The sequence below is a fragment of the Streptomyces sp. NEAU-YJ-81 genome (assembly GCF_017592595.1).
Classification (GTDB): Bacteria; Actinomycetota; Actinomycetes; order Streptomycetales; family Streptomycetaceae; genus Streptomyces; species Streptomyces hygroscopicus_B.
Map to the genome: position 1 here is coordinate 208,778 of NZ_JAGFNO010000011.1, position 18,251 is coordinate 227,028.

An 18,251-nucleotide genomic window follows, 5' to 3' on the forward strand; every position below is an offset into this window, starting at 1 on the left:
GCCGGTACTCCACGGGCCCGGCGTGAAACGCGTCCGCCGCTCAGTAGTCTGGGACGGCCATGCGTTCACTCCCCCACGCGTCGCGCACCGCGCGACGACGCCCCCGCCCTCGGCTGCCACGCGGCCTTCTGTCCGCCGTGGCGGCCGCGTGCGCCATCGTGACCGCCGCGGGGTGCGCGGCCCAGTCCGGGGTGCGGGACGACGGCGCGGCGCCCACACTGTCGGCGCCGGCCAGCGCGGTTCCGCTGTGGCCCCAGTACACTCCCTCGGCCACGTCGTCGCCCCGTCAGAAGCCGGACTTCGACCGCTATCTGCCGGTGAGCAGACTCCGACTGCCCTCGGGCGGACTGACCGCCGTCTCGGCGCAGGACCTGCTGCTCAACGACCCCAATGTGCCGGCGCTGGTGCAGAAGGAGATCTCCGTGTGCCCGGGCAGTGGCGACTGCCCGCTACGGGGCGCCGTCCACCGCGATCTGACCGGCGACGGCAAGGACGAACAGGTGGTGGCGGTCGATCTGCCGAGACTCGAGCGGACGCTGCTTCAGGTCTACACGGCCTCGGGCCGCACGGTCCGCCCCGTGCTGATCTACTGGGGCCCGCCGGGGCTCACCGGCGAAACCTTCGGCCGCGATCTGCTGATCAGCGCGACCGGCCAGGACGGGCGGGTCACCACGCGCTTCCGCTGGAACGGCCGCGTCATGGCGGCCGTGACGCCCGAGGGTGACGCGGACACCCGGGCGAAGGAGCCGGGGGCCGACCCGGCTGTCGTACCGGAACCAACGCCGGACAGCAGCAGCACGGCGGCCCCGGGCCCCCGTACGAAGACGAGGACGACGCGATGACCACCGGCTTCCTCCCGCCCGGCCCCGCCCCGGGCACCGGCTCCCCGACCGAGGCACATCTGCTGCTCGTCGAGGACGACGAGGTGATCCGCAATACGGTGCGGATGGCCCTGGAGCGGTACGGCTTCACGGTGTTCACCGCGGGCGACGGTCTCACCGGCCTGGAGATCTTCCGTGAGAAGCAGCCCGATCTGCTCCTCCTGGATGTGATGCTGCCCGAGCTGGACGGCATCGGACTGTGCCGCAGGGTCCGCGAGTTCAGCCTGGCGCCGATCCTGATGATGTCCGCGCGCGGGGACACCCTCGACGTCGTCTCCGGTCTCGAAGCGGGTGCCGACGACTATGTGATCAAGCCGTGCGAGAGCGCGGTCCTGGTGGCCCGTATCCGCTCGCTGCTGCGCCGCGCCTCCTTCACCCCCGCGGCCCGCGCCCCGCACGCCGAGACGCGGAACGGGGCCGCGGAGCCGGACGGCGCGGCCGGGCCGGACACCCTCGTCTTCGGCGATCTGACCATCGACACCCTCGGCATGGAGGTGCGCCGCGCGGGAGAGCCGCTCGCCCTGACCCCCACCGAACTGCGGATGCTGCTGGAGTTCGCCGGCTCACCCGGTGTGGTGCTGGAGCGCCGTACGCTGCTCAGCCGGGTCTGGGACCACGCCTGGCAGGGCGACACCCGGGTGGTCGACCTCCATGTGCAGCGGCTGCGAGCGAAGATAGGCGCCGAACGGATCGAGACGGTCCGCGGCTTCGGATACAAGCTGCGGCGCTGATATGACGCTGAGATGGCGGATCGTGGCCCTGGTGGCGGCGGCGACCTGTGCCGCCGCGGCCGCGGTGGGGGTGCTGGTGCACCATGCCTCACGCGACCGCGAACTGTCCCAGGCGCGCGAAGGGGCACGGACCACGCTCGACCGTGCCGCGCTCAGTTACGCCCGCACCGGCGGCGTCCAGGGCTCCGGTGCGGTGATGGACGCACCCGGGCTGCCCCAGGGTCTGCGGCGGCTGGTGAAGAAGGGGCATCAGGGCACCGAGTTCACCACCGGCCCGGACGGGCCCGCGATGTGGGCGGCCCGGCCCGCCGATGGCCAGGTCCTGTCCGTACGCGTCGACATGAGCACCGCGATGCGCAACATCGGCGCGCTGGACACCAACATCATCCTGGCCGGACTGATGACCACCGCCGTGGTGCTGCCCCTGGGCGTACTGACCGCCGAGCGGATGAGCCGGCGGCTGCGGCTCGCGGCGGCCACCGCGCGGCGGATCGCGGCCGGGGACCTGGACGCCCGGATCTCCGCCGCCGCCCGCCCGCACGACGAGATCGCCGAGATCTCCGGGGCCGTGGACTCGATGGCCGCCGCGCTGCAGGAGCGGCTGCTCGACGAGCAGCGGTTCACCGCCGATGTGGCGCATGAGCTGCGCACTCCACTGATGGGCCTGGTCACCGCCGCCGAGCTGCTCCCGCCGGGGGAGGCGGCCGGGTATGTGCGCGACCGGGTGCGGGTGTTGAGCACACTGGTCGAGGATCTGCTGGAGATCTCCCGGCTGGACGCGGGGGCCGAGGAGGCCGATCTGTCGCCCTGCCCGCTGGGACCCGTGCTCGACGATGCCATCGCCGGCACCGGGCTGTCGGCGTGCCTGCGCACCGGCGACGCGGAGGACAGCGGGCCTCAGGCCCCCGAGGACGGCCCGAAGGTGTGGACGGATCCCCGCCGGCTGACCCGCATCGTCACCAATCTCGTGGTCAACGCCCATCGCCACGGCCGTGAACCGGTCGAGGTGACGGTGGCGGCGGACGGCCGGACCGTGACCGTCCGCGACCATGGAACCGGCTATCCGGACGATCTGCTGGAGAAGGGTCCGCAGCGGTTCCGCACCGGGGTCCGGGAGCGGGGCCGGGGCCACGGTCTCGGACTGACCATCGCGGCGGGACAGGCTCAGGTCCTCGGCGCCACGCTCACGTTCGGCAACGCACCGGACGGCGGCGCGGTCGCCACGCTGCACCTGCCGGAGCGGCCCGAGCCCGGACCGATACACGGCTGATACATCATCGAGCGGAAGTCGAGAAGCGGTCGAGCCCCGGCCGAGATCGCCCGTTGCCGTTCCGAAGATCTTCGCTGAGGAGGATGGCGCCGACCCCCGCGAATCCTCGCGGCCGGGATCGATGGAGGAGCAATCGGCATGGCAGGTCCCCTCACGGCACTACGCGATCGGTTCACCCCGGACTCGGAGCAGGCGCCGCGGGACACCAGACCCCCGAGCCGACAGCGCGGTGAGAAGAGACACGGAAGGCGGAAGCGGACCGGCATCCGGCGGTTCTTCACCTGGCGGAAGCTGATCGCCTATGTGGCCTGCCTGTGCGCCCTGCTGATCGGGGCGTTCACCGTGCTCTACTACTCCATCGACGTTCCCAAGGCCAACGCCCAGGCGAAGGCGCAGAGCAACGTCTACAAGTACAGCGACGGCACGATCCTCGCCCGCACCGGCGAGATCAACCGCGAGATGGTCACCCTCGACCGGATACCCACGGGCGTGCAGCACGCGTTCGTCGCGGCGGAGAACAAGTCCTTCTACAAGGACCGGGGCGTGGACCCGATGGGCCTTCTGCGGGGATTGGTCAACACCGTGGCCGGCAAGGGCACCCAGGGCGGCTCGACCATCACCCAGCAGTACGTCAAGAACTACTACCTGAGCCAGGAACAGACCGCCAGCCGCAAGATCAAGGAGCTGGTGATCTCCCTCAAGGTCGACCAGCGCAACTCCAAGGAGGACATCCTCGCGGGGTATCTGAACACCAGCTTCTTCGGCCGCGTGGCCTACGGCATCCAGGCCGCCGCCCGCGCGTACTACGACAAGGACGTCGACGACCTCACGGTCGAGGAGGGCGCGTATCTGGCGGCGCTGGTGCAGGCCCCCAGCCAGTACGACTGGGCCGTCGCGAGCCCCAAGGCGAAGCGTCTGGTCACCCGGCGCTGGAACTATGTGCTGGACAACATGGTCGACATGCGCTGGCTGGACCCCGCGCAGCGGAAGGACATGCGCTTCCCCGTGCCGGTCGACCCCAAGCCCGCCCCCGGTCTCGACGGCCAGGCCGGCTATCTCGTGGACGCGGCCCGCAATGAGCTGATCGCCTCGGGCGTCAGCGAACAGGAACTCGCCGCGGGCGGCTGGACCATCACCCTCAACGTCGACCCGGCCAAACAGCGGGCGCTGGAGAAGACGATGCGGCAGGGCCTCGACGGCTCCGCCAAGGGGAAGCCCCGGGCGGACGGTTCCGCCGAGAAGAAGCAGGCTCGTGCGGACGCCGCCGCCACCCAGGGCGGCGCGGTCTCGCTGGACCCGAGGAACGGACAAATCCTCGCGCTCTACGGCGGCCGGGACTACACCCGGCACTATCTGTCCAATGCGACGCGCGGCGACTACCAGGTGGGCTCCGCCTTCCAGCCGGTCACCGACGCCGCCTCCATGGAGGCCAAGATACGCAACGGGCCCGACGCCGGCGGACTGCCGGAGATCAAGCGCACCGCCCGGGCCCTCGGCATGGACACCGACGGCGGCTTCGGCACCAAGGAGTCGGTCGGGCTGGGGCTGATGGGCTCCAGCCCGCTGAAGATGGCCGGTGTCTACGCCTCGTTCAGCCACCAGGGCAAGCGGGTCACCCCGAGCATCGTGAAGTCCGCACGGCGCGGCGACGAAACGGCCGGGCTGCCGAAGGCCGTGGGCGATCAGGCGATCGCCCCCGCGGCGGCCCAGCTGGTCACCCGGAATCTCGTCATGGCCGGCGGAACGGACGCGGTACGCACCGTCAAGCGCCCCTCGGCGGGCAAGGGCGGGGTCTCCGACGACAAGAGGGCGGCCTGGTACGTCGGTTACACCCCGGACCTGGTCACCGCGGTCGCCCTCTTCGGCGAGGACGCCGAGAAGCGCAAGCAGATCCCGCTCAAGAACGCCAGTGCCCAGCGGGTCGCCGACCTCTGGAGCGACTACACCGACCAGGCGCTGCGCAATGTACCCGCGACCTGGTTCGACTCCGGCTCCGAGGCCGGGGCGATTCCGAACCCGACCCGGATGGCGCCTACCGGACGGTGAGGGCGGCGGCGAAGCCGCCGGCGAGGGCGGCGGCCCCGAGGAGGCAGACCAGGAGCAGCCGGCGGCGCAGCGTGCGGTAGACCTCCTGGTACTCCGCCCGCAGCTCCTCACAGCGCCGCACCACCTTGCGCAGGGTCTGCTCGGTGACGGCCAGCTGGTCCTGGATGTAGAGCCGCTCGACCTCCGCCCGCTGGGCGGAGGTCAGCCAGTCGAGCCGGGCGGTGAGGCGGCAGGCCCGCTCCCGGGCCGCGTCCCGCTCCGTCTGCAGCAGCAGATAGCCCTCGATCTGGTTGATTCCGGCGGCGATACCGGGGGGCTCGGCGGCTCTGGCCATACTCACGCCACACTCTCCTTCTGGCCGACATCGGGATGGTGCAGGTCGAACGCGGGGGATTCGGAACGGATCTTCGGCAGGCTGACGAAGTTATGGCGCGGCGGCGGGCAGGAGGTCGCCCATTCCAGGGAACGGCCATATCCCCAGGGGTCGTCGGTGACGACCTTCTCGCCGTACTTGGCAGTCTTCCAGACGTTGTAGAGGAACGGCAGGAACGACAGGCCGAGGACGAAGGAGCTGATGGTCGAGATGGTGTTCAGGGTGGTGAAGCCATCGGCCGCCAGGTAGTCGGGAATTCTGCGGAGCATTCCCTCGGCGCCCAGCCAGTGCTGCACCAGGAACGTGCCGTGGAAGCCGAGGAAGAGGGTCCAGAAGGTGATCTTTCCCAGCCGCTCGTCGAGCATCTTTCCGGTGAACTTGGGCCACCAGAAGTGGAATCCGGCGAACATCGCGAAGACCACGGTGCCGAAGATGACGTAGTGGAAGTGGGCCACCACGAAGTAGGTGTCCGAGACATGGAAGTCCATCGGCGGCGAGGCCAGGATCACGCCGGTCAGACCGCCGAAGACGAAGGTGATGAGGAATCCGATCGCCCAGAGCATCGGGGTCTCGAAGCTCAGCGACCCCTTCCACATCGTGCCGATCCAGTTGAAGAACTTGATACCGGTCGGCACGGCGATCAGGAACGTCATGAACGAGAAGAACGGCAGCAGCACTCCGCCGGTGACATACATATGGTGCGCCCAGACGGTGACCGAAAGACCCGCGATGGAAATCGTCGCCGCGATGAGCGAGATATAGCCGAACATCGGCTTCCGGGAGAAGACCGGAATGACCTCGGAGATGATGCCGAAGAACGGCAGGGCGATGATATAGACCTCCGGATGGCCGAAGAACCAGAAGAGATGCTGCCAGAGCAGCGCCCCGCCATTGGCCGCGTCGAAGACATGCGCGCCGAATTGGCGGTCCGCCTCCAGGGCGAACAGCGCGGCGGCCAGCACCGGGAAGGCCAGCAGCACCAGCACACCGGTCAGCAGCACATTCCAGGTGAAGATCGGCATCCGGAACATCGTCATGCCCGGAGCGCGCATGCAGATGATCGTGGTGATGAAGTTGACCGAGCCGAGGATGGTGCCGAAGCCGGAGAGGGCCAGACCCATGATCCACATGTCCGCGCCCGCCCCCGGTGAGCGCACCGCGTCCGACAGCGGGGAGTAGGCGAACCAGCCGAAGTCGGCCGCGCCCTGCGGGGTCAGGAACCCGCCCACCGCGATCAGTGAGCCGAAGAGATACAGCCAGTACGCGAACATGTTCAGCCGCGGGAACGCCACATCGGGCGCACCGATCTGCAGCGGCATGATCCAGTTGGCGAACCCCGCGAACAGCGGGGTGGCGAACATCAGCAGCATGATCGTGCCATGCATGGTGAACGCCTGGTTGAACTGCTCGTTCGACATGATCTGCAAACCCGGTCGGGCCAGTTCGGCGCGCATCAGCAGCGCCATCACCCCGCCGATGCAGAAGAAGGCGAACGAGGTGATCAGGTAGAGCGTGCCGATCGTCTTGTGATCGGTGGTGGTCAGCCATCTGACGGCGGTAGACCCTGGTCCGGGGCGGCGCGACGGCGGGGCGGCCGGCGCCGCCGCGACAACGGTGTTGTTCCTCATGACCGCTAGGTGTCCGGCACCCCTCGAACCGTCACTCCGACAGCTGTTGCCTATTTCTCGCTCCGGGGTGTGATGATCCGAGGCATGCCGGACACCTTCGGATCATGAGCACCGACGACGCCTTCGACGCCGCCTACCGTGAGCATTACTGGGCGGTCAGCCGTTTTGTGGCACGGCGGCTGGACGACCAGGCATGGGAGGTCGAGGAAGTCGTCGCCGAGGTCTTCGCGGTGGCCTGGCGGCGCCGGGCCGAACTGCCCGAGTCACCACTGCCATGGCTGTACGGGGTGGCCCGGCACTGTCTGGCCAACACCGTGCGCGGCAAGGGCCGTTACCGCAGGCTGCTGGCCAAGCTGGGCCACCACGAGGTGACGCGCGGTGGGCGCACCGTGGCGAGCCCGGACGCGGAACGGCCGGGCTCCTGGGTGCTGGAGGCGCTGTCCCGGCTCGCCGAGGCCGACCAGGAGGTGCTGCGGCTGACGGCGTGGGAGGAGCTGACCGTCGAGGAGCTCGCCGTCGTGCTGGGGTGCGGCCGGTCCGCCGCGGCGATGCGGCTGCACCGGGCACGGCGGCGGCTGCGCGAGCAGATAGAGACCCCGCGCCGGGACGACCGGGTCTCGCTGGGGTGCACGAGCGGCAAGGGCGACATGGCCGACTGGGCTGACAGGGCCGGCAAGGCCCACAAGGATGGACACGCATGACCGACGAACTGGATCTGCTCCGCGAGGCCAACCCCGTGTCCGCCGACACCGGCCCCTGGCGGGACCGGCCGCTGGACGCGCGCGCCGAGCTGCTGCTGTGGCGGCTGCCGTCCCGGGACCGGGGGCGCCGTACCGTCCGGCGCGCGGTCTGGAGCCTGGAGGCCCTGGCGGCCGCGACGATCCTCGCCCTCGCGCTGACCGTCTCGGGCACCGGCTCCCCCTCCGCCGTGGCCGCGTCCAGGCCGCTGCCGCTGGTGGCGCATGCCTCCCGGGCGGACGTATCGCTGGCCGAGATCGTCCGGCAGGCGCGGGCCGCGGCCGAGAGCTCCGCCGAGAAGAGCAGGAGGGGCAGCCATCTGCGGACCTGGTCGCTGAGCATGGAGTCGGGGAAGGACGCGGTGACTCTTCCGCAGGAGTCCCTGACCCGCTGGAAGCCCGACGGCAGCGGTTCGCTCCTGGAAGTGGCCATCGATCCGCGCCACCCGGACCGCCCGGTGATCGCCGACGGTACGCCGCCACGTGCGGTCCACGACGGCAAGGTGCTGCGCGAGGAGAAGTATCCGGCCGGTATCAACGGGGCCAACGAGAGCTACTTCGAGGATCCTCCGGCCGGGGCCTCGGCACTGCGCGCCTATCTCGCCGTCTGGTCCCCGGGCGCGGACGACGACCCGGCGGAGCTGATCTCGGCCATCGAGGCGTTTCTCGCGGTGTGGACTCCCGGTCCGCGCCAGCGGGCGGACATCGTCACCCTGCTGTCCCGGATCGAGGGGCTGCGCCCGGCGGGCAAGGTCACCGACCGGCTCGGCCGGGAGGGGCAGGCGTTCCGGTTCACCCCCGCTTCCTCCGGGATGCGGTACCTGATCGTCCTCGATCCGGACGACGGCAACGTGCTGGACGTCGAGGAGACCGTCACCCGGGACGATCCGGAGTACAAGCTGAAGGCGGGCGACGTGATGTCGTACAAGGCATGGGTGTCCTGATCGATCGGACGCGAGGGCGCCAAGCGGGCCACGGGTCACCCCGGGCGGGCGTCAGCCGCCGTCCCGCTGGCAGTGGGGGCACCACAGGCTGGTCCGCCCCGCGATCCGGCCACGGCGCAGCGGATGGCCACAGCGGGGGCAGTGCGGGTCCGGGTCGTCGCGCTGTCCGGTGAGCCAGTCCGGGTCGTCCGGCACCCGCTCCGCCCGCACCGAGGCGCGCAGGACCTCGCGTATCGCGGTGTGGAGCCGTTCGTGTTCGTCGTCGGTCAGCGCGTTCGCCGGCCGCTGCGGATGGATCCGGGCCCGCCACAGGATCTCGTCGCCGAGCAGGTTGCCGAGCCCGGCGATCACGGTCTGGTCGGTCAGCGTGGCCTTGACGCGTCCGCGCCGCCCCGCCAGCAGCCGGTCGAGATCGGCCCGGCTCAGGGAGAGCGCGTCCGGGCCCTGATCGCCGAGGATCCGGTCGACGTCGGCTTCGGTGGCGGCGAGCCAGATGCCCTGGAGTTTGCGCTGGTCCTCGTAGCCGAGGCGGTGGCCGTCGTCGAGGTCGAAGGCGACGCGCTCGAACCGGCCGCCCGGTTCGGAGTCCGCCCCGCAGACCAGCCGCCCGGTCATGCCGAAGTGCACCACGACCGTGGGCCCGTCGGTGGGGGCGATCAGCCACTTGCCGTGGCGGCGCGGTGCGGCGAAGCGGCGGCCCTTGAGATCGCGCTTCAGCCGCTGCGCGGTCACCCCGTGCAGCACCCCCGCGTCGGCGACCTCCGCCCGCTCGACGCGGTGGCCCTGGGCGCAGGAGGCCAGCGTTCGCCGGAACCCCTCGACATCCGGTAGCTCGGGCATAGCGTCAGGCTACGCCCGGGGTCTCCGTCGCGCGTTACAGAGAACCACTCCTTTGGCGGCTTTCATCGGATAAGGTCCAAGTTATGCGATTCATGCGCTTCGCCCCGGGGGCGAGCGGTCGCAGCCATACGCTGTTCGCGGTCACACGGTGTCTGCCGTTCCTGGACCTGGCGGCGGTGCTCAGCATTGAGCTCTCCCCCGCGCACACCGTCTACACCGGCCCCCTGCTCTCCCCGGCGCCGGCGCTGGCGGCGGTGACCATGGGGCCGTTCGGCACCGGCGGGGTGGCGCTGCTCGCCATGGCGGTGAGTGCGATCACCGCCACCCACAACAACGTCTGGGGCAGCGAGATGGTGTACGCGAATCTGCTGGCCCTGCTGGTGGTGGCGCTCGCGAGCGTGGCGACCAGCGCGGTGCGGGTGCGCCGGGACCGCGAGCTGGCCCATGTCCGCCGGATCGCCGAGGTGTCCCAGAACGTGGTGCTGCGGCCGCTGCCCGCCCGGATCGGTGTCGTGAACACCGCCAGCGTCTATATGGCGGCCGAGCGCGACGCGCAGATCGGCGGGGACCTCTACGAGGCGATGTGCACCCGCTACGGAGTGCGGCTGATCGTCGGCGATGTGCGGGGAAAGGGGCTGGCCGCGGTGCGGTCCGCCGCGGCCGTGGTGGGCGCCTTCCGGGAGGCGGTGCACTACGAGCAGGACCTGGCCGAGGTGATGCACCGCTGTGCGGCCGCGCTGGCGCGCGAGTACCAGCTGCTGGACCGCTCCCAGCTCCAGGACCCGCAGGAGCTGGAGGAGCAGTTCGTCACCGTGCTCCTCGCCCAGGTGTCGGACGAGTCGGTCGAGCTGATCAACCGCGGGCATCCGCCGCCCCTGGTGATGCGCGAGCACAAGGTGCGCTCCCTGGACCCGGCGCGCCCGCTGCCGCCGCTCGGCCTTGAGGAGTTCCTCAGCCCTCCCCCGATCTGCGTCGAGACCTTTCCGTTCCTGTCCGGTGACCGGCTGTTGCTGCACACCGACGGCGTGGTCGAGGCCCGCAACCAGTACAACGAGTTCTTTCCGCTGCACCGGACCATGGAGACGCTGGACGGCGCCACCCCGGGCGAGTACCTGGACCGGCTGCGCCACGCCCTGGTCCGGCATGCCGAGGGACGGCTGGCGGACGACGCGGCCATGGTCCTCATCGAGCGGGCCACCGGCGGCGCGCGGCGGCCGTTCCGCTGAGCGGGCATCCACCGTGCCGTCGGCCCGCGTTGGCCATCCCGGCATGGGTTGACGCCCTCGCGGAGCGCGACGACACTGTCAGGGACGGTCACGATTGTCAGTGCCCACCGTGCGGAATCCCCGCTCAGGTGGGTCATCGGCCCCGGCTCGCTGACAGGCAACCCTTCTCCCGCGACGGGGTGCCCCCGGGTGACGACCAGGTTCCGTCGGTGTGGACGGGACAAGCGCGGTCTCGCTGCTTCGCGAGCCCCCGATGATGGGATCGGTGAGATGCCCAGGACCGACAGCGACGAGGACTGCGCCCGTCGGCGTCCCCGGCCGTGGTCCCCGCTCCGCCGTCGCCACCTCCTGACCAGGCGTCTGCACATCGATCTGCTGCGCATCTGCAGCGCCGCCAGTCCAGCCGGCTGAATCGACGCGGTCACCGAGCGCGGCCCAGCGCGCCGGGGTCCGGTGTGTCCCGGCACCGTCCCGGCGAACGCCCCGCGCGGGCTTCCCTTCCGTTGCGCCATCGGCGCCGCCCAGACCGGCGGGCCGGGGCTCCGTCCTTGCCTTGGAGAGCCATGTCCGAGACGTTTCCGGTCAGTTCAGGTCCTGCCGCTCTTCTCGACCCCGACCCCTGCTCGCCCCGCCCCCGGATCGCCCCGCCCACTCCGCCGCACCGCTTCCGCAGCCGCATCGGCGTCGACCTCGCCGGTGGCTTCTATCCGGTGCCGCATCGCTACCGGCTCTATCTCTCCGCGAGCTGTCCCCTCTCGCTGCGCGTCTCCATCACCCTCGATCTGCTCGGGCTGCGGGACACCGTCGCCACCACCCTCGTCGGACTCCCGGACGACACCCCCGAAGCGTTCGCCGCACTGCGCGGGGCCTACGAGGCCACCTGGCACCGCTACGGCGGACCGGTGGACGCGCCCGCGCTGTGCGACGGCTGGACCGGACGTGTCGTCAGCAACCACACGCCCGACATCCTGCGCGACCTCGCCGGCCACCTGAGCGACCACAGCGGACCCGGACGTCCCCGGCTGCGCCCGGCGCCCCGCGCCGCGGACATCGACGCCCTCCGCGAACTCCTCGACGACGACATCACCCACGCGGCGCGGCAGGCCGGGACGGCGCGCGAGGCGGAGTGCCGGGACGCCGCGCTGGAGCGGCTGCTGACCGCCCTCGGCCGGCTCGACCGCAGGCTCGCGGCCGCGCCATACGCACTGGGAGACGAGCTGACCGCCGCCGATGTGGACCTGTGGGTGGCCCTCGTCCAGCTCGACACCGAGCACCGGCTCCGCCTGGACGCCGACGCCGCCCAGCGGGTCTCCCGCCATGGGCGGCTGCGCGCCTATGTGCGGCGGCTGCACGCCCATCCGGCCTTTCACACCGCGATTCCGGAGGCCCTCCAGGACGACGTGTCCTGAGCTCGCGCCCAGGACCAGGCGCCCTGCCCGGCGGCTCCGCTCAGGGCAGGGCGGCCCGGGCGTCGCCGAACTCGTCCATCGCCCCGGCCACGATGGCCTCCAGCCGGGCGTGGTGGGCGCCACGCCAGTAGACCCGCTCGCAGACCGTGCAGCGGGCGAAGACCTCGTACGTACGCCGGGTGCCGTGCTGGAGCAGCTCCCGGACCGACTCCTTGTCGGCGTCCTCCAGCGGGCCGTTGCAGGCGGTACAGCGGGTCCAGGGCGCGAGGCTCGGGGTGAACCGGCCGAGGACGTCCCGCAGTTGCTCATCGGGGCGGTCGCTGTAGACATACGCCCCGGCCCACAGCTCACGGCGGCGCAGCAGCCCCCGGTCGCGGGAGAGCAGCACCCGGCGCTGGGCGGCGGAGCGCGCGGCGAGCTCGGGGTCGCCGATGTCCTCGCTCTCGTACGCGGCGTCCACGCCCAGCAGCCGCAGCCGGCGCGCGAGCGTGCCCAGGTGCACATCGAGCAGAAAGCGCAGCGGGGCGCCCGGCACCCGCTGCGGGCGGACGACCGGATGGACCTCCACGGTCTCCCCCGCGCCCGGCACATGCGAGACGGGGGTCTCCTCGCCGTTCACCACCAGCCGGCCGACCTCGGTGAGCGGGACCCCGAGCGACTCGACGACATGGCCGAGGGTGGAGACGCCGTCGGTGACCACGGCCGTCCAGGGGCGGCGCCGCTCCTGGACGGCGAAGAATCGCAGTTCAGGGGCGAGACTGAGGTGGATCTCGGGTCCGTTCACACCGCCAGCATGCCAGGCGCGCCCGGCCCGGGGCGACGGCGTTTCGGGTCCGGCCCCGGGCTTGACGATCATGGAAGCGACCACCGGCGGGAGGCGTCGCGCCAGGGTTCGCGGGCCACTCCCGCGTGATCGTCGGCCGGGGCGTCAGTCCGCCGGTGGGGCCGCTTTGGCCCGGTCGCGCCGCCGCTTGCGGCGCCATGCCACCATCCGCAGATACTCCTCGTACAGCACCCGGCCCAGCAACGCACCGCCGAAGACCACGTATCCGACGCCGACCAGCCAGGACTGGACGACCAGGACGGTGCCGACCGGGCCGTAGGAGACGGCGTTGGAGGCGATCAGCGGGGAGAACACCAGCTGGGAGAAGACCCGCAGCCCCAGCAGCCCGACGCCGGTGGCCAGCGCGCCGGGCAGCAGGGCGCCCCAGCTGATCCGCCCGCCGAGCAGCAGCCGCTGCGACCACCAGAAGAACAGCACTGTGCCCAGCACCGCCACCAGCACCCGCGAGATGCCGGGCTCCAGATGGGCGGAGAGCAGCAGATAGCAGATCAGCACCACGAACCACACCAGATGGCGCCAGGCGGTGTGCCAGCGGCCGGCCGGAAGCTCCCACACCTTCTCGTAGCCGACCTGCAGCACCGTGCCGAAGCGCAGGCTGAAGACGGCCAGCGTCGCCAGACCGAAGGCGGTGGTGGACTCCAGCGCCTGCTTGGGCGGGGCGAACAGCTCCTGCACCTCGTCCCGCGAGGTCGAGGAGAGCCCGAGGCCCTCGGCCAGCCACTGGGCGAAACCGAGCCGGTCCACCGGATCGGCCGCCGCGACCACGATCAGCAGGGGCACCAGGGTGAGAAAGCCCAGGGCGGCGAAGCCCATCGCGCGGTGCAGCAGCTCGAAATCACTGCCCCGCCGCCATCCGCGTCCGATCGCGGACCGGTGGAACGCGTCCTCCAGCCGCCGCCACCACCTGGGCCCCCGGGAGCCGGACGCGGACCGATGCTCGGACATACACCCACTCCCCTACCGGCGCCACCGGCTCAGCCCCCGGCAGGCGGGAACGCGCGCCGGGCGGCGCGCGCGCCGCGGGCCCCCCTCGGCAGGGGTGTCGGTCAGTACGGGTACGGGTGTCGGCCGGGCTTGTCCATCCATGCCTGGTACGCCTCGGCACCCATCTACGCTGGACGCCCCGCGGTTCGATCGTTTTGTCCAGGAAATTTTCGTTTGATCCAGATTACCCGCCGAGCGCCGGCCTCTCACGCCGTGGCCATGACCGGAGCCCCGCTGTCCGCGTCGATGACGCTGACCCGGACGGCGGGCTCGCGCACCGTGTCCAGGCTGGCCGCGGCGTCCACCGCGAAGAGCACCAGAACCGGCCTCGCGGCCGCGCCGCCGCCGTGCACCCCGGCGAACTGGAGGATGCGCCAGCCGCCGTCGTCCCAGTGGTCCAGCAGCGCGGAGCGCACCACGCGGGAGGCGCTCTGCCAGGCACGCGAGCGCTCCAGCAGTTCGACGGTCGCGGCGACCGGGACCGCCGCCGGGGCTCCGGCCGCGGCGAGGGGGTGTCCGGTCGCGGCGAGGGGGTGTCCGGTCGCCGCGAGCGGGTGACCTGTCGCGGCGAGGGGGTGTCCGGCGATCCGCAGCCGCAGTCGGCGCAGCGGCATCCGCCAGCGGCGGTCCGGATCGGCGGAGAGGGCCGTGAGGGCCGCCGCCGCGGCCAGCACCAGGCACAGCGCCGCGGCCGGACGGCGGGCCGCCGCGGTCCACCAGGGCTGCTGGGCCAGGGCCGCCGCGACCCCGCCCGCGAGAACCGCGGCGGCGCGGACGAAGGCGCGCCAGGTGAGGGGGGCGTCCTGCCGTGCCGTACAGCCGCAGGAGGAGCCGGGCGCGGCGGCGCGGGCGTAGCCGAGATAGCCGAGGAAGCCCGCGCCGAGGAGGGCGGCCGCCGCTCCCGGGAGCGGCGTGGCGGGCGGCGCCAGCAGCGCGGCGGCGACGAGGAGTTCGACCGCGCCGAGGGCGCGCAGGACGAGCGCGGCCCGGCCGCCGTCGCGCAGCAGCCGTGCGAGCGCGGTACGGGGCGCCTGCCGGGCGGTGCCCCGGCCGAACAGCTTGCCCGCCCCGGCCGGTCCGAGCACCCCGGCGAGCACCAGCGGGGCGAGGGCGCAGACCAGGGCGCTCACCGCCGCCTCCCCGCACCGGGCGCGACCGCGACCCGGACGAGATCCACAGAGCCGTCGGACGGCCGCCACGCGCCCAGGACCTGGGCGCTCTGCCCGATGGTGAGCCGGGACAGATCGGCGGTGGGCGAGGCGTCGCCGTACGAGGCGCTGGTGGTCTGCGCCATGAGGTTGCCGACGATCTCGTGCTGCCCGTGGGCGAGATGCAGCCGGGTCTTCTCGATACCGCGGATGGTGGCGTGGAGGTTCACGATGTTGACCCACACCGCATCGGCGGCGAGGGTGCCGTCGGGCAGGGGGAGGCCGCGGGCGTAGAGCCCGTCGCCGGTCTCGATGTCGGCCGCGGTGGTGGCCCGGGCCTTCCAGACGCTGGTGGCGTTCGTGACCCGCACGCGGGAGTGGTCGCCGTAGGAGCCCGCGACCTCCAGGACGTCGTGGTTGATCGCGGTGATCCGCCCCTCGGCGAAGGCGCTCTCGGCGACCGCGGGGTCCAGGGGGCGTATGGGTGCGGCGAAGGCGGCGTCGGCGTCCACGGCGCCCAGGGCGGTCGCCCCGATGACTCCGGTGCCGAGGGCTCCCGTGCTCAGGGCTCCCGTGCTCAGGGCTCCCGTGCCGATGACGGTGGCGCCGCGGAGGGCGGCGGCGGTGAGGAAGCGACGGCGGCCGAGGGGGTCGCCGGTTCGGTACGCGCTCATGGCCGGGCCCGTCTCATTCGAAGATGGAGACCGGCAGGGTGCCGGAGCTCAGGCTGCCGATGGCGGAGAAGGCGGCGGGGGTGAGGTCGATGACGCGGTTGGTGCGGCAGACCCCGTCGCAGCAGGTGGACTCGGAGCAGAAGCTGCGGGTGCGCGGGCCGCAGTCGCTGACGGTGACACAGACGCTCGCGCCCGAGCAGTCATGGCGCACCTTCATCACGGAGCCGCAGCCGCGCCGGGGTATGTCCTCGCCGCACAGGTCCGGCCGGGTGAGGTCCCAGCACGCCTTGGAGGCGTTGGGCCAGGCCGCCTGCAGGGCGCTGGAGCGGCAGGTGCCGCACGCTCCACCGCCCGCCGAGGCGCACGGACCCCAGGCGTTGCCACAACAGAACCAGGTGGCCTCGCCGTTCCAGAGCTTGGTCGATCCGCACGCCATGCCACTGTCCTCCCGGCTTCGGTCCGGCCCTCGGAGCAGCACCATCATCCGTGGGGCCGGGAACGGCCGCCACGGGAAGGCGTCCGGTCGGAGTCCGCGTCAGCGGCGCGGGGCTCTACAACCGCTCGACGATCGTGACGTGCTCTCCGTCGATCTGCCGTGCCCGCGTTCTCGCGCCCTGACCGGTCTTGATCCATGCTGTACCGACCATCAGTGAGCACACAGCGAGGTATGCGCGGATGCACCGTCCCCGGCCCACCCTGGAGAGCGTGGCGCGGCGCGCGGGTGTCTCGCGCGCCACCGTCTCCCGTGTCGTCAACGGCTCCACCAAGGTCGCCGAGGAGAGCCGGGAGGCGGTGCTGGGCGCGATCCAGGAGCTGGGCTACGTCCCCAACCAGGCGGCCCGCAGCCTGGTCACCCAGCGCACCGACTCCTTCGCGCTGGTCCTCCCCGAGGAGCCGGGCCGGGTCTTCTCCGACGACCGGTTCTTCCCGGGCGTGGTGCGCGGGGTCAGCCAGGAGCTGGAATCCGCGGACAAGCAGCTCGTGCTGATGATGGCCCGCTCCCCCGCCAGCCGTGACCGCATCGAGCGCTTCGCCCTGGCCCGCCATGTCGACGGGGTCATGGTCGCCTCGATGCACGGCGCCGATCCGCTGCCGGCCGCGCTGGCCCGGATGGGCATCCCGGTGGTCTGCAACGAGCGGGTGCTGAGCCCGGCCTCGCCACCGTACGTAGGGGTGGACAACGCGGCGGGCGCGGCGCTGGCCGTGGAGCACCTGATCCGCTCCGGGCGCACCCGTATCGCCACGGTCGCGGGCCCCCAGGACATGGTCGCCGGGATCGACCGGCTCTCGGGCTACCGGACGGCGCTGTCCGGGGCGCGGCTGGAGGCGTACGTCGCGGTCGGGGACTTCACCCAGGAGTCCGGGGCGGTCGCGATACGGGAGCTGCTGGACCGGGAGCCCCGGCTGGACGGGGTGTTCGTGGCCTCCGACCTGATGGCGATCGGGGTGCTGCGGGCGCTGCGCCGGACCGGCCGACGGGTGCCGGACGACGTGGCGGTGGTCGGCTTCGACGACATCGAGCCCGCGCGCTACACCGAACCCCCGCTGACCACCGTGCGCCAGCCGATCGGCGGGATCGGCCGCCGGCTGGCCCGCCAGCTGCTGCGGCTGACGGCCGGGGAGACGATCGAACCGGCGCTGGTGTTGCCCACCGAGTTGGTGATTCGCGAGTCGGCGTAGCCGAGGGCATGACGGGGTGCCCGCACCGCACCACGCCCCCCGGCGGAGGCACCGCCACGGCTCAGCCACCACCCGCATACCGCGGCAGCCACGCCCGAAAGTCCCGCTCGAACCCGTCATAGCGACGCCGTAGCTCAGCACCGGGCCAGTCCCGCGGCAGCAGCCGAGCGGGAAGGACGGGGTCGGCAAGGAGGTGCCGGAGGGCCGCGGCCGCCACGGTGAACCGTTCGGCCGGTTCATCCGCGTCGTCCAGCGCCGCGCCGAGCAGCCTGGCCTGGCGGGCCCAGCCGTCCAGGTCCCACAGGCGCGCGGCGAGCGCGGCCGGATCGCCCTCCGGCGCGCCGGTGAACCAGCCGCACTGCTCGGCGGCGACATCCAGGCGCGGATGGACGAGATTGGCGGGGCGCATCCAGGTGCCCTCGCGCAGTTCGGCCAGGCGCAGGGCGGCCATGGCCTGGCGGAGGGCGGCGCGCTCGGCCGCCTCGCGGCGGTCGGAGGTGACGATCGCGATCTCCCAGCCGCCGTCCCAGCGCCGGGTGCGGGGGGCGCGGCTGTCGTCCTGCCGCGCCTGGCGGGCCAGCAGGCGGTCGGTGAGCCGGTAGGTGCCGTCGCTCTGCTCCAGGTCACCGGCCGCGACCATACGGGTGAGCGCGACCCGGATGGTGCCCTCGGCGGTGCCGAAGAGCGCGCCGACGCGCACCAGCGCGCGGGCGGGAAGCTGGGGCGGGTGATGGCCCAGCAGGGTGCTGAGCACGATCGAGCGCGCGGTCAGCGGCCGCAGGGTGAGCGTTCCGGTGTCGGTGTCGGTGTCGGTGTCGTCCATGGCTACGCGAAAC

At 72.1% G+C, this 18,251-nt stretch carries 18 protein-coding genes and 1 riboswitch; of the genes, 9 read left to right on the forward strand and 9 right to left on the reverse strand.

The window, feature by feature from the left end; translation table 11 throughout:
• Positions 1-59: 59 nt before the first annotated feature.
• From J5X86_RS24415 to J5X86_RS24430, 4 genes are all read left to right on the forward strand, one after another.
• A complete protein-coding gene (locus J5X86_RS24415; protein ID WP_208518882.1) occupies positions 60-842 on the forward strand; it encodes a hypothetical protein in 783 nt (260 codons plus the stop codon).
• Positions 839-1,612 (forward strand): two-component system response regulator CseB, encoded by a 774-nt coding sequence (gene cseB, locus J5X86_RS24420; protein WP_208518883.1) that lies wholly within the window; start codon positions 839-841, stop codon positions 1,610-1,612. The genes J5X86_RS24415 and cseB overlap by 4 nt, the downstream gene beginning before the upstream one ends.
• A 1-nt stretch (position 1,613) precedes the next feature.
• Entirely contained in the window at positions 1,614-2,882 is a 1,269-nt protein-coding gene (locus tag J5X86_RS24425) for a sensor histidine kinase KdpD (RefSeq protein ID WP_208518884.1), read from the forward strand.
• A 138-nt stretch (positions 2,883-3,020) separates the two neighbouring features.
• Entirely contained in the window at positions 3,021-4,928 is a 1,908-nt protein-coding gene (locus J5X86_RS24430) for a transglycosylase domain-containing protein (RefSeq protein ID WP_208518885.1), read from the forward strand.
• Here J5X86_RS24430 and J5X86_RS24435 read toward each other — a convergent pair.
• Together J5X86_RS24435 and ctaD are read right to left on the reverse strand one after the other, a co-directional pair.
• Entirely contained in the window at positions 4,915-5,262 is a 348-nt protein-coding gene (locus tag J5X86_RS24435) for a hypothetical protein (protein ID WP_243981297.1), read from the reverse strand. The genes J5X86_RS24430 and J5X86_RS24435 overlap by 14 nt on opposite strands.
• A 2-nt stretch (positions 5,263-5,264) precedes the next feature.
• A complete protein-coding gene (gene ctaD / locus J5X86_RS24440) occupies positions 5,265-6,929 on the reverse strand; it encodes a cytochrome c oxidase subunit I (protein ID WP_208518887.1) in 1,665 nt (554 codons plus the stop codon).
• A 104-nt stretch (positions 6,930-7,033) separates the two neighbouring features.
• Between ctaD and J5X86_RS24445 the strand changes: the two genes are divergently transcribed.
• Together J5X86_RS24445 and J5X86_RS24450 are read left to right on the forward strand one after the other, a co-directional pair.
• Entirely contained in the window at positions 7,034-7,630 is a 597-nt protein-coding gene (locus tag J5X86_RS24445) for an RNA polymerase sigma factor (RefSeq protein ID WP_208518888.1), read from the forward strand.
• Positions 7,627-8,610 (forward strand): CU044_5270 family protein, encoded by a 984-nt coding sequence (locus J5X86_RS24450; protein WP_208518889.1) that lies wholly within the window; start codon positions 7,627-7,629, stop codon positions 8,608-8,610. Before J5X86_RS24445 ends, J5X86_RS24450 begins: the two co-directional genes overlap by 4 nt.
• Positions 8,611-8,661: 51 nt before the next feature.
• On the opposite strand, the gene J5X86_RS24455 is transcribed toward J5X86_RS24450, so the two are convergent.
• Positions 8,662-9,450 carry an Fpg/Nei family DNA glycosylase gene (locus J5X86_RS24455; protein ID WP_208518890.1) on the reverse strand — a complete coding sequence of 263 codons (789 nt, stop codon included), beginning with the start codon at positions 9,448-9,450 and terminating at the stop codon, positions 8,662-8,664.
• Positions 9,451-9,533: 83 nt separating this feature from the next.
• On the opposite strand from J5X86_RS24455, the gene J5X86_RS24460 reads away from it, so the two are divergent.
• Both J5X86_RS24460 and J5X86_RS24465 read left to right on the forward strand, forming a co-directional pair.
• A complete protein-coding gene (locus tag J5X86_RS24460; RefSeq protein WP_208518891.1) occupies positions 9,534-10,676 on the forward strand; it encodes a PP2C family protein-serine/threonine phosphatase in 1,143 nt (380 codons plus the stop codon).
• A gap of 86 nt (positions 10,677-10,762) precedes the next feature.
• Positions 10,763-10,909: riboswitch (SAM riboswitch) on the forward strand.
• 330 nt (positions 10,910-11,239) lie between these two features.
• Complete coding sequence (locus J5X86_RS24465) at positions 11,240-12,085, forward strand: glutathione S-transferase C-terminal domain-containing protein (RefSeq protein ID WP_208518892.1); 846 nt, start codon at positions 11,240-11,242, stop codon at positions 12,083-12,085.
• Positions 12,086-12,125: 40 nt separating this feature from the next.
• Here the strand turns inward: J5X86_RS24465 and J5X86_RS24470 are convergent, their stop codons facing one another.
• The 5 genes from J5X86_RS24470 to J5X86_RS24490 all read right to left on the reverse strand — a co-directional run bounded on the left by J5X86_RS24470 (position 12,126) and on the right by J5X86_RS24490 (position 16,171).
• Complete coding sequence (locus J5X86_RS24470) at positions 12,126-12,869, reverse strand: Mut7-C ubiquitin/RNAse domain-containing protein (protein ID WP_208518893.1); 744 nt, start codon at positions 12,867-12,869, stop codon at positions 12,126-12,128.
• A gap of 144 nt (positions 12,870-13,013) precedes the next feature.
• Positions 13,014-13,874, reverse strand: a complete 861-nt coding sequence (locus tag J5X86_RS24475; RefSeq protein ID WP_208518894.1) for a ribonuclease BN — start codon at positions 13,872-13,874, stop codon at positions 13,014-13,016.
• Between the two features lie 245 nt (positions 13,875-14,119).
• Positions 14,120-15,043 (reverse strand): MauE/DoxX family redox-associated membrane protein, encoded by a 924-nt coding sequence (locus J5X86_RS24480; RefSeq protein WP_208518895.1) that lies wholly within the window; start codon positions 15,041-15,043, stop codon positions 14,120-14,122.
• Positions 15,040-15,735, reverse strand: a complete 696-nt coding sequence (locus J5X86_RS24485) for a cell wall protein (RefSeq protein WP_208518896.1) — start codon at positions 15,733-15,735, stop codon at positions 15,040-15,042. Before J5X86_RS24485 ends, J5X86_RS24480 begins: the two co-directional genes overlap by 4 nt.
• A 13-nt stretch (positions 15,736-15,748) precedes the next feature.
• The gene (locus tag J5X86_RS24490) at positions 15,749-16,171 is read right to left on the reverse strand and encodes a septal ring lytic transglycosylase RlpA family protein (protein ID WP_078639040.1); all 423 of its coding nucleotides are present in this window, start codon (positions 16,169-16,171) and stop codon (positions 15,749-15,751) included.
• Positions 16,172-16,410: 239 nt separating this feature from the next.
• Between J5X86_RS24490 and J5X86_RS24495 the strand changes: the two genes are divergently transcribed.
• Positions 16,411-17,415, forward strand: a complete 1,005-nt coding sequence (locus J5X86_RS24495) for a LacI family DNA-binding transcriptional regulator (protein ID WP_208518897.1) — start codon at positions 16,411-16,413, stop codon at positions 17,413-17,415.
• A gap of 61 nt (positions 17,416-17,476) precedes the next feature.
• Here J5X86_RS24495 and J5X86_RS24500 read toward each other — a convergent pair whose 3' ends face one another.
• Positions 17,477-18,238 carry a PaaX family transcriptional regulator C-terminal domain-containing protein gene (locus J5X86_RS24500; protein WP_208518898.1) on the reverse strand — a complete coding sequence of 254 codons (762 nt, stop codon included), beginning with the start codon at positions 18,236-18,238 and terminating at the stop codon, positions 17,477-17,479.
• Positions 18,239-18,251 lie beyond the last annotated feature (13 nt).